Genomic DNA, 10,861 nt, shown 5'->3' on the forward strand with positions numbered 1-10,861 from the left:
AAGCGCCGCCGAACCGGGGACGATCCTCATCTCTCATAACACGTATCGCCACGTCCGCGGCGTCTTCGACGTGCAGCCGCGCGACCCCATCACGGTCAAGGGCGTCGAAGGGCCGGTGCAGACCTACGTGGTGCTACGGGCTAAGCCGCGCGCCTTCCGCATGGCGACGCGCGGCGTTGAGGGTATCGAGACGCGCATGATCGGCCGGGACAGCGAGCTTGGCCTGCTGCGCGAGGCGTACAGCGACGCGCTGGAGGCAGGCGAAACCTCGGTTGTGACGGTGGTCGGCGAGGCGGGAGTGGGCAAGTCCCGCCTACTCTACGAGTTTAACAACTGGCTGGAGCTTCGCCCGGAGACGATCCGCTACTTCAAGGGCCGGGCAACGCCCAACTTGCAGAACGTGCCCTACAGCCTCTTCCGCGATCTGTTCGCCTTTCGCTTCCAGATTCTCGACAGCGACACGGCGGCCGTGGCTCTGGACAAGTTCCGCGCCGGGATGGCCGGCGTGCTGGAGGCGGATCAGGCTGACGTGGTCGGCCACTGGCTGGGCTTCGACTTCTCGGCCAGTGAAGCGGTGCAAGGGTTGCTGGGCGGCGCGGACTTCGGCGTGGTGGCCCGCGCCCATCTGACGCGCTACGTCCGGATGCTGGCCGTGGGCGGGCCGGTGCTGCTCTTCCTGGAGGACATTCACTGGGCCGACGACTCCTCGCTCGATCTGGCGGCGCGACTGGCCGAGACGCTGCCGGAGGCGCACCTGCTCGTCGTCGCCCTCACCCGGCCCAGCCTCTTCGAGCGCCGGCCGCATTGGGGCGAAGGGCGACGTGCGTTCAAGCGCGTCAACCTGACGCCGCTCTCTCGCCGCGCCAGCCAGGAACTGGTCAACGAGATTCTGCGGCGCGCGGACAACGTGCCCGACTCGCTGCGCGATCTGGTCGTCGGTGCCGCCGAGGGCAACCCGTTCTACGTCGAGGAACTCATCAAGATGCTGATCGATCAGGGGGTGATTGAGCGTGGAGGAGCAGGGGTGCAAGGGAGCGGGGGAGCAGGGGAGCACGAGGCTCTTCTGGGCAACTCTTTCTCCCCTGCCCCCCTGCCCACCCGCTCCCCTGCTCTAGAAGAGCGCTGGCACATTAGAGCGGAGAAGCTGGCCGACGTGAAAGTGCCGCCGACGTTGACCGGCCTGCTGCAAGCGCGCCTGGACGGCCTGCCACAGCCGGAGCGGGAGGCGTTGCAGCGGGCGGCCGTCGTCGGCCGGTTGTTTTGGGATGACGCGGTGGCCGATCTGTCCTACGCCCGAGGGATGGAGGTCGGCCCGGCGCTGGAAGCTGTCCGCGACCGGGAGCTTATCTTCCGCCGCGAGCGCTCCTCCTTCGCCGAGGCCAATGAGTACGTCTTCAAGCACGCCCTGTTGCGCGACGTGGCCTACGAGACCGTGCTGCTGCGCTACCGCGCCGAATTCCACGGCCGCGTCGCCCGCTGGCTGGAAGCGCATGCCGGCGAGCGTATCGGCGAATACCTGGGCCTCATCGCCGAGCATTTCGTCCAGGCCGGTGAATTCGGCCGCGCCGCCGACTACCAGCAGCAGTCGGGCGAGCAAGCGCTGCGGGCCAGCGCCTTCCGTCCGGCGCGAGCGGCCTTCGAGCGCGCCCTGGCCCTGCGCGAGCGGACCGGAGCAGCGCCGGGCGAATCGCTGGCTCACTACCTGAAGCTAGGCGAGGTGTGTTTTAAGCTGAGCGACTTCCCGGCGGCGGCCGGCGCGCTGGAACGGGCGCTGGCCCTGGCCCGCGCCGGCGGCGACGTTCAGGCCCAGGCAGAGGCGCTCAGCTGGACGGCAATGGTCGCCACCAGTGTGGGGCGGGTGGCCGAGGTGGATGACCTGCTGGCGGAGGCGCTGGCCCTGGCCCGTCAGGTCGGCGGCGTGACGCTGGCGCGCGTCCTCATCAACCTGGCTACTCGCCGCTGGCAAGTGAGCGATCTCGACGCCGCCGACCAGTACGCCAACGAGGCTGTCCGCCTGGCCCGCGAGTTGGGCGACGTCTCGCTGGAGATCGGCGCGACCCGGGCCATGGGCGTCGCCGCCGGGATACGGCGCGACTTCGACAACTCGATCCGCCACTTCGAGACCTGTATCGCCCTGGCGCGACAGATCGGCGACCGGGCGCAGGAGTCTAAAAGCCAGGCCAATCTGGGGGCGACCAAGCAGTACGCCGGCGACTTCGCCGGGGCGGTAGCGCACTATCGCGCGTCCTTCGAGGTGGATCAGGAGCTCGGGATGACCGAGATGATGGCGATTGACGCCCACAATCTGGCCGATGCCTACAGTTCATTGAACCAGTTGGCTGAAAGCCGGCGCTTCGCGGTGGAGTGTATCCGCCTGGCGCGGCAGGTGGGGGCGGTCCCGCTCCAGTTGGCTGCCCTCGTCCCTCTGGCCGAGGTGATGTTGAAGGAGGGCGAAACCGGCCGGGCGCTGGCGCTGCTCGGCCTGGCCCGTCAACACCCCAGCACGCCCAACCAGAAGCAGGTCGGCATCAACGACGCGCTGGCGACGGTGACGCTCGAGCCGGCGGAGGTGGAGGCTAAGTTGGCTGCCGGGGCGGGGCTGGAGCTAGACGATGTGGTAACTGAGATTTTGGGGGGCGAGTAGAGGCAGTGCGTCGTCCTATTAGGATCGGCTCAAAATCGATGGTCTGTTCCGTGCCATCTTCGAACACGACGCGCAATGGGTAGGGGGCGACGATAGAAAAGTTAACCACGCGGATTAAGAGATGCTCCATTCTCGATTACCTCTCTTAGCCACGGCGGAGCGGTGCGATTAAGTCCCTAGATCCCTAACTCTTCCGCCACCCAACCCAGCCCCACTTCCTCCAGCGTCCCCCGCCGCGGCACGCCCGTCTCCACGTCCCAGCCGGCTTGCTCGAAATAGGTCGTGATGGCGTAATCCAGTTCGGCCTGATCCAGCACGATGCCATCGGAGCGCCCGCCGCTGAGCGGCTTTTTGAACAGTTTCTTGGGCAGCGTGTCATGGTCGCGGGTCAGCCCCTCGCGGGCGTTGTAGGCGCGCATCAGGTTCAGCCGGCGGCGGCCCATCGCCTGGATGTCGTCCACCGTCACGTCCCAGCCCGTCGCCGCGGCCATGAGGTCGGCCATGTCCTGCGGCCCGTAGAGCTGCCACGACGGGCCATAGACAAACTGGCACACGTCCATCGTGTCGGCGGCGCTGTAGTTGTACTGCGTCTTCAGCGCGAACTCGACCTTCTCCGGGTTCATCGCCTTGGGCGCGGTCGGCGTGACCAGACCGAGTTGGGCCAGGTAGCGCTTGTAGCCCGGCGCGTCCGGCGTCCCATCGTATAGTTTCGGGTGATACATCGGGTCGTGCTCGCTGCTCTGATGGTCGGCCCCGAAGGGGTTGACGGCGTAGATGAGGGCCATGCTGCGCTTGACGTGCGGCATGTGGGCCGGCAACTCCTGCCCCTTCACCGTCAGCACGTACTCCTGCCCCTTGCCCAGCCGCTCGGCCGCCCGCGCCGACCCCTCGGCCAGCATGTCGCCAAACCCCTCGCGCTTGAGCGTCTTATCCAGCATGGCGATCATCGCCTCGGCGTTGCCATACCGCAGCGGGATGCCGTCCGTCTCCTCGATGGTCAGCACGCCCGTCTCGAAGCACTCCATGGCCCAGGCCAGCGTCGCACCGCAGGAGATGGTGTCCACGCCGTACTGGTTGCAGAGCTGGTTGGCGTAGGTGATGGCCCGCAGATCGCCCACGCCGCAATAGGAGCCGAAGGTCGAGAGCGTCTCGTACTCCGGCCCACCGTACTCGGGGATGACCGCCTGCTCGCGGTACTCCGCCTCGACGACGCGCTTGCAGCGGACGATACAGGCGTAGCAGGTGTCGCGGCCGAGCTTGTCCTGTTGTCCCTCGGCCGCGCCGCGCAGCAAGTCCAGGTAGAGCCGCTCGCCGCTGATGGCCTCGGCGTCGGCGATGCCCATCACGCCGCTGTCCCAGTTGTTCGTGGGCAGGCCGCCCGCGCCCTGCTGGCCCATGACGGTGTCGGCTGTGCCGTAGCGGCCCAGGCTCTCAACGTCGCTGCCGGGCAGCAGCTTTGCGCCGCGCCGCGACAGGGCGACGATGGCCTTTTTGTCGGCCGGCGTCACCGGCAGCGTGCCGCGCACGGCGATGGCCTTCAGCTTCTTGCTGCCCATGACCGCGCCGATGCCCGTCCGGCCCCAGGCGCGGTTGCTCATGTTCATGACCGCGGCGAACATGGATAGCTTCTCGCCCGCCGGGCCGATCTGGGCGATCTCGATCTTCTCGTCGTCCAGTTCATCCTTGAGCAGCGTGTCCACGTCGTGGGTGAAACGGCCCCACAGGTGCGCGGCGTCGCGCAACTCGGCCGCGCCGTCGTTCACCCACAGGTAGACCGGCGTGGCCGACGCGCCGCGCACGACGATGGCGTCGAAGCCGGCGAACTTGAGCTCGGCCGGCCAGAAGCCGCCGGCCTGGCTGTCGGCCGCGGCCCGGGTCGTGGGCGATTTGCAGGTGGCGGTGCAGCGGCTCTGGCCGCTGACGGGTAGGCCGGTCGGCGCGCTCAGGGCGAAGGTCAGGGTGTTGCGCGGATCAAAGGCGTCAATGCCCGGCGGCGTGTTGCGCCACAGGTAGTAGAGGCCCATCAGGCTGCCGCCCGGATAGAGGCGGTAGAACGCCTCGTCTGGCTGCTCGATGGTCAACTGGTGGTTGGTCAGGTCCACGTGCAAAACCTTGCCCGCAAAGCCATAGAGCATCGTCTTTTCTCCTTGAAAGAAGATCTCACGCAAAGACGCAAAGCACGCTAAGCAAAGAAGGGTAGCTTCTTTGCGGACTTCGGGTCTTTGCGTGAGACTCTTTTTAGCTTTATTGCCATTCCACCGCAATCCGTGTATGGTAACGGCGTCATTACAAGAGCGCAAGCCACCTATGGGCGAATCAGTTCCATCAGAGGCCGGGTGGGTGGCGGCGAATAGTGACCAGCGCGAAGTTCTGGGGCAGTCACCGACAAGGGGGCGGCGCCGGGCTTTTTTTTCGCTGAGCGTTGGCCCGCGTAGGGCGAGCGACAAAGCCGGCCATGTCATAGCGGGATAAACGCCGCAGGGAGAGTGGGCTATGACAGATTCGTTCCGCGTGGAACTCCGCGACGTCACCAAGCGTTTTGGCGACTATATCGCCGTTGACGATCTCAGCCTCCAGATTCGCGACGGCGAATTCTTCTCGCTGATTGGCCCCAGCGGCTGCGGCAAGACGACGACGCTGCGCATGATCGCTGGCTTCGAGCAGCCGACCGAGGGGCAGATCTTCATCAGCGGCCAGCACGTCGAAGGCATCCCCGCCCACCGCCGGCCGGTCAACACCGTCTTCCAGAACTACGCCCTCTTCCCCCACATGACCGTGGCCCAGAATGTGGCCTTTGGCCTGGAGATGCAGAAGCTGGCCGCGCCGGAGATCAAGCAGCGCGTGGCCGAAGCGCTGGAGCTTGTTCGCCTGCCCCAGATGGCCGAGCGCAAGCCCAAGCAGCTCTCCGGCGGCCAGCAGCAGCGCGTGGCCCTGGCCCGCGCCCTGGTCAACCGGCCGCAGGTGCTTCTGCTCGATGAGCCGCTGGGCGCACTCGACCTGAAGCTGCGCAAGGCGATGCAGATCGAACTGAAACACATCCAGAGCGAAGTGGGCATCACCTTCGTCTACGTCACCCACGACCAGGAAGAGGCCATGGCGATGTCCGACCGCATCGGCGTCATGCACGAGGGCGTCTTGCAGCAGGTCGGTTCGCCCCACGAGGTCTACGAGCGGCCAGTCAATCGCTTCGTGGCCGACTTCATCGGCGAGACCAACTTCCTGCCGGCATCTGTCTGCCGGCTGGAGACGGAAGAAGAGCATCCGATGGTGATGTTGCAAGGCAACGTGCCCGTCCTGGCCGCCGACGAGGGGCACGACCTGCAACTTGGTCAGGCGGTGACGCTGACGCTGCGCCCGGAGCGCATCAACCTCTACCCGCAGGGCAAGGTGGACGTGCTGAAGGCCGAGAGCGGCCTGGAGGCCGAAGAACTGGAGCGCATCCTGGGGGCCAAGATGCCCGGCGCGGTGGACATGAAGGAGTTTTTGCTGGCCGAGCCGGAGAACGTCGTGCTGGATGGCGTGCTCGACGAGGCGTTCTACATCGGCACGGATACGCGCTTCCGTGTCACGCTGGAGGGGGGCGCGTCGCTCGTCGTTCGCCAGCAGAACTATGGCTCGCGCTACGACCTGCCGTTTGACGTGGGCAGCCGCGTCTACGTCCAGTGGGCGGCCGAGAATGCGCAGATTCTAGTTGACTGAGGTGTAGGGGCAGGTTTCAAACCTGCCCCTACGAGCGAGGGAGTTCAATATGTCGCTTAAGCACAAACACCACGGCGGCGGCCGATTCCACAACAGCAGGAGGAGCCGATGGCTGTCACGACTGAATCCCGGCTGAGTCCGCCGCCGGCTTCCGCACCGATGACCCGCGGCCGCGACGCTTTCCTGCAGGTCGCGGCTATCGTTCTCCTCTTCCAGGCCGCGTTCTGGGCCTTCCTCCTTTTCCGTTGGGCCACCTTCAGCCGTTTCAACTGGACACCCTATCCCGCCGAACTTGTCCTGGCGCAGGCGTCGCCGCTCATCGCCTATGGGCTGTACGGGCTGCTGCTGGCCGGGGCGCTGGCCGGCGCGGCCGGGCTGCTGCGCGGGGCGGGCTGGGGGCGGGCGGTGGGCCTGGTCTATGCCGCCGCTACCCTGGTTGGCGGCCTGATCTACTACGCCCTGTTCCGCGAGTTCTACGGCCTGCTGCTGCTGACGGCCGTCGGCGGCTTCCTGTGCTTCCTGCTGACGCGCAACGCCGCCTGGTCGCTGGCCTATCCGGCGGCGTTCTGGCTGCTGGTCTTCTTCATCGTCCCGCTGGCTATCGTCTTCTTCGTCAGCCTGGGCGAGCGGACGCGCCTGGGCACGGTCACCTACCCGCCGTTCAGCCTAAGCAACCTGGGCGCGCTCTTCGACGACTACGCCCGCGTCTTCAGCCGGGTCGGCGGCGACTTCATCTACCTGCGCATCTTCGGCCGCTCGGCCTGGCTGGCCCTGCTCAACACGGCCCTGTGCCTCTTGTTCGGCTTTCCGCTGGCCTACTGGATCGCCCGCCAGCCCGCCCACCGCCGCAACCTGTGGATCTTCCTGGTCATGATCCCGTTCTGGACCAACTTCCTGGTGCGCACCTACGCCTGGATGCTCATCCTGCGCGATTCGGGGCTGATCAACAGCGCCTGGACGGGCAGCTTCCACGACGCGGCGACGGTCATCGCGACCCAGCTCCCGGCCTTCGGCTGGCTGGCCGAGGCGACGGCCCGGCCGCTGCCATTGCTCTACACGCCCGGCGCGGTGCTGCTGGGGCTGTTCTACGGCTACCTGCCCTTCATGGTGCTGCCGCTCTATAGCAATCTGGAAAAGACGAACTGGACGCTGCTGGAAGCGGCGGCCGACCTGGGGGCCAACGCCCGCCAGCGCTTCCTGCGGGTGCTGCTGCCGCTCAGCCTGCCGGGCATCATCGCCGGGTCGATCATCGTCTTCATCCCGTCGCTGGGGGCCTACGTCACGCCCGACCTGATGGGCGGGGCCAAGGTCTCGTTGCTGGGCAACCTGCTGCAACAGCAGTTCATGACGGTGCGCGACTGGCCGTTCGGCTCGGCGCTCAGCTTCATCATGATGGCCGTCATGCTGGCGGCGACGCTGGTTTACTTCCGCGCCACGGCCGAGGCCGAGCGCCGCCAGGAGGGGCGATGACGACGACGACCACGCCTACCGCGACTGCCGCCGGGACGCGCACGCAGGCGCTGACCGCCCCGCGCGCCGCCCGCCGCGACATCCGCCGCACCTTCCACAGCAACGCCCTGACGCTGCTGGCCGCGGGCATCTTTCTCTTCCTGTACCTGCCCATCCTGATCCTGATCATCTACTCCTTCAACCGCAATCAGGTTGTCGGCGTGTGGACGGGCTTCAGCACGCGCTGGTACGCCGAACTGCTGAATGACCGGGCGCTGATCAACTCGTTCCAGGTCAGCCTGTGGGTGGCCTTCTGGTCGACGGCCATCAGCACCGTGTTGGGCACATTGGGGGCCATGGCTCTGGAGCGCTACCGCTTCCGCGGTAAGCTGGCCTACGACGCGACGATGTACCTGCCGATCATCATCCCCGACATCGTCATGGCCCTGTCCACGCTGTTGTTCTTCGTCCTGGTGGCCGTGCCCCTCAGCCGCTACACCATCCTGGTAGCCCACGTGGCCTTCAACATCTCGTTCGTCGCCGTGGTTGTGCGCGGCCGGCTGGCGGAGATGGATCGCGCGCTGGAGGAGGCGGCGGCCGACCTGGGGGCCAACGCCTGGACGACCTTCCGCCGGGTGACGCTGCCGCTGCTCATGCCGGCCATCGTCTCGGCCGCGCTGCTGGCCTTCACCCTGTCGCTGGATGATTTCGTCATCACCTTCTTCGTGGCCGGCCCCGGCTCGACGACGCTGCCCGTGCGCGTCTACTCGATGATCAAGTTCGGCGTCACGCCGGAGGTCAACGCCATCTCGACGCTGATGCTGTTGGGATCGACGGTGTTGGTGGTGATTTCGTTGTTGTTGCAGAGGAAATAAGGGCGGGGGAGCAGGGGGGCGGGGGTGCAGGGGTGCTTTTCTCTCCCCTGTTCCCCTGCTCCCCCGCTCCCCTGCCGAAGGAGAATCAAGATGAAGAGACTAAGCGTTGTCATGCTCCTGCTATTAGCCCTGGCCGCATGCGGCGGCGGGCCGGCCGGCGGCCCCGGCGCGGTCCAGGAGCCGACGGCCGCGCCGGAGACGGGCGGCGAAACTGCCGGCGAGCCTCAGTTAGACGCCGAGTTGAGCGTCTACAACTGGGAAGATTACATCGATGAGCAGGTGCTGCGCGATTACGAAGAGCGCTACGGCGTCACCATCGTCTACGACACCTTCGCCTCCAACGAAGACCTGCTGACCAAGCTCCAGGCCGGGGCCAGCGGCTATGACGTGATCTTCCCGTCTGACTACATGGTGGCGCAGATGATCGAGTTGGGCCTGCTGGCCGAGATCGACGTGTCGGCCATGCCCAACTTCGCCAACATCGGCGAGGAGTTCAAGGATCCGCCCTATGATCCCGGCAACCGCTTCTGCACCCCCTACCAGTGGGGCGTGACCGGCATCGGCTACCGCGCCGGCCACCCCGGCTTCGAAGAAGCGCCGGCCAGTTGGGCCTACCTGTTCGACCCGGCGAAGCTGGAGCAGTTCAGCCCCGACGGCATCAACGTCCTGAACGACCAGCGCGAGCTGATCGCCGCGGCGCTGTTCTACCTGGGCCACTCGCCCAACACCACCGACCGCGCTCAACTGGAAGAGGCGCGCGACCTGATCCTGAGCGCCAAGCCGTACTGGAAGACGTTCAACAGCGAGGACTACTACAGCACGCTCATGGTCAGCGACGAGATCGTCCTGTCCCACGCCTGGAGCGGCGACACGGCCCAGGCCTTCTGGACGACCTTCGACGAAGAAGCGGGTACGGGCAACTGGCTGTTCGCCGTGCCGGTCGAGGGCGCGGTGCGCTATCAGGACAACGTCTGCATCCCCGCCAGCAGCCAGCGCCAGGCGACGGCGCAGCACTTCATGAACTACCTGATGGAGCCGGAGGTGGCCGCGGCCATCACCAACTTCACCTTCTACCCCAGCCCCAACGTAGCCGCCGAGGAATTCATCGACCCCGAAATTCTCAATAACCCCGGCATCTACCCCCCGCCGGAAGTGCGGGAGAAGCTGCAATGGTTGGAGGATGTGGGGGACGCGGTGTTTATTTATGATGAGGTGTGGACGGCGATTAAGGGGCAGTAAAAAAGTGGGGTGGTTCTGACCACCCCCACTTTTTTACTGATCGAGATATCGCTCCGCTTCCGCGCGGCGCTCCAGGATTTGGCCGCGGTGCTCCGCTTCGTGCTGGATGAGGTGGTGCAACACCCACTCCGGCGTCACGTCATAGCGCTCCAGGCGGCGCGGCCGGCGGAACTCGACCAGGGACATCCCCTTGAACGCATCGAGCAGAATGGCGCGAATGGCGTCCAGCCGTCCGAGATGGGCGGCCAAGGCCTCATGCGGTACGCGCGTCAATTCCCCCTGCTGGTCGCGCATGTCATGGGGCAGCAGCGCGTCCGGCCAGGCGACGGGCGCTGCGGGCGTGTAGTCGGCCAGCGCTTCTTCAAACAGCCAGTCCGTCTCCACGGCGGCGATGTGGTAGAGAAGCGTGCCAATGCTGTTCACCCCCGGCCGCGGAGACCAGTGGAGGATGGCTCCCTCCCTGGCGGCCTCGATGCCCGCCAGCCCCTCCTTCAGCCGCCCGCGCCCGTCCTCCAGCATCCACAGCAGCGTCCCAATCTCCGGCTCATACCCGTCCAGCGCGTGTACCACTTTCCATTCTCGGTCATCGTCCATCCAACTATACTATCACCCCAAACGCAAAAGACCTGACAGGTTCTTCAAAACCTGTCAGGTCTCCCGTTTCCTAATCTGCGTAATCTGCGAAATCTGCGGATTCTTGCTCTTATTCTTCCATCACCAACGCAAAGATCAACGGCGCCACAATCGTCGCGTCCGACTCGATCATGTACTTGGGCGTGGACACGCCCAGCTTGCCCCAGGTGATCTTCTCATTGGGCACGGCCCCGGAGTAGGAGCCGTAGCTGGTGGTCGAGTCGCCGATCTGGCAGAAGTAGCCCCACAGCGGCACGTCCGTCTGGCCCATGTCCTGGTGCAGCATCGGCACGACGCAGATGGGGAAGTCGCCAGCGATGCC

At 66.0% G+C, this 10,861-nt stretch carries 8 protein-coding genes; 5 read left to right on the top strand and 3 right to left on the bottom strand.

From position 1 onward, the window contains the following. The coding region (locus ACE3UY_RS10865) for an AAA family ATPase (protein WP_374687552.1) at positions 1-2,644 on the top strand (2,644 nt) is incomplete at its 5' end. A gap of 176 nt (positions 2,645-2,820) precedes the next feature. On the opposite strand, the gene ACE3UY_RS10870 is transcribed toward ACE3UY_RS10865, so the two are convergent. Then, positions 2,821-4,779 (bottom strand): aldehyde ferredoxin oxidoreductase family protein, encoded by a 1,959-nt coding sequence (locus ACE3UY_RS10870; protein WP_374687553.1) that lies wholly within the window; start codon positions 4,777-4,779, stop codon positions 2,821-2,823. Between the two features lie 358 nt (positions 4,780-5,137). On the opposite strand from ACE3UY_RS10870, the gene ACE3UY_RS10875 reads away from it, so the two are divergent. The 4 genes from ACE3UY_RS10875 to ACE3UY_RS10890 all read left to right on the top strand — a co-directional run bounded on the left by ACE3UY_RS10875 (position 5,138) and on the right by ACE3UY_RS10890 (position 9,906). Then, positions 5,138-6,343, top strand: coding sequence for an ABC transporter ATP-binding protein (locus tag ACE3UY_RS10875; protein ID WP_374687554.1), 1,206 nt, complete (start codon positions 5,138-5,140; stop codon positions 6,341-6,343). 108 nt (positions 6,344-6,451) lie between these two features. Further along, entirely contained in the window at positions 6,452-7,813 is a 1,362-nt protein-coding gene (locus ACE3UY_RS10880; RefSeq protein ID WP_374687555.1) for an ABC transporter permease, read from the top strand. After that, positions 7,810-8,667, top strand: a complete 858-nt coding sequence (locus ACE3UY_RS10885) for an ABC transporter permease (protein ID WP_374687556.1) — start codon at positions 7,810-7,812, stop codon at positions 8,665-8,667. The genes ACE3UY_RS10880 and ACE3UY_RS10885 overlap by 4 nt, the downstream gene beginning before the upstream one ends. A gap of 90 nt (positions 8,668-8,757) precedes the next feature. Then, the gene (locus ACE3UY_RS10890) at positions 8,758-9,906 is read left to right on the top strand and encodes a PotD/PotF family extracellular solute-binding protein (protein WP_374687557.1); all 1,149 of its coding nucleotides are present in this window, start codon (positions 8,758-8,760) and stop codon (positions 9,904-9,906) included. A 33-nt stretch (positions 9,907-9,939) separates the two neighbouring features. Here ACE3UY_RS10890 and ACE3UY_RS10895 read toward each other — a convergent pair whose 3' ends face one another. After that, complete coding sequence (locus tag ACE3UY_RS10895; RefSeq protein WP_374687558.1) at positions 9,940-10,500, bottom strand: DinB family protein; 561 nt, start codon at positions 10,498-10,500, stop codon at positions 9,940-9,942. Positions 10,501-10,609: 109 nt separating this feature from the next. Beyond that, positions 10,610-10,861: deoxyhypusine synthase family protein (locus tag ACE3UY_RS10900; protein WP_374687559.1), on the bottom strand; the 252-nt coding region annotated here is incomplete at its 5' end.

This window comes from Promineifilum sp. (SeqCode), assembly GCF_041918635.1.
In the GTDB taxonomy this organism is placed as follows: Bacteria; Chloroflexota; Anaerolineae; order Promineifilales; family Promineifilaceae; genus Promineifilum.

Coding starts and splice junctions, on each gene's coding strand:
- ACE3UY_RS10870 (WP_374687553.1), bottom strand. CDS start 4,779: ATGCTCTATGGCTTTGCGGGCAAGGTTTTGCACGTGGACCTGACCAAC.
- ACE3UY_RS10875 (WP_374687554.1), top strand. CDS start 5,138: ATGACAGATTCGTTCCGCGTGGAACTCCGCGACGTCACCAAGCGTTTT.
- ACE3UY_RS10880 (WP_374687555.1), top strand. CDS start 6,452: ATGGCTGTCACGACTGAATCCCGGCTGAGTCCGCCGCCGGCTTCCGCA.
- ACE3UY_RS10885 (WP_374687556.1), top strand. CDS start 7,810: ATGACGACGACGACCACGCCTACCGCGACTGCCGCCGGGACGCGCACG.
- ACE3UY_RS10890 (WP_374687557.1), top strand. CDS start 8,758: ATGAAGAGACTAAGCGTTGTCATGCTCCTGCTATTAGCCCTGGCCGCA.
- ACE3UY_RS10895 (WP_374687558.1), bottom strand. CDS start 10,500: ATGGACGATGACCGAGAATGGAAAGTGGTACACGCGCTGGACGGGTAT.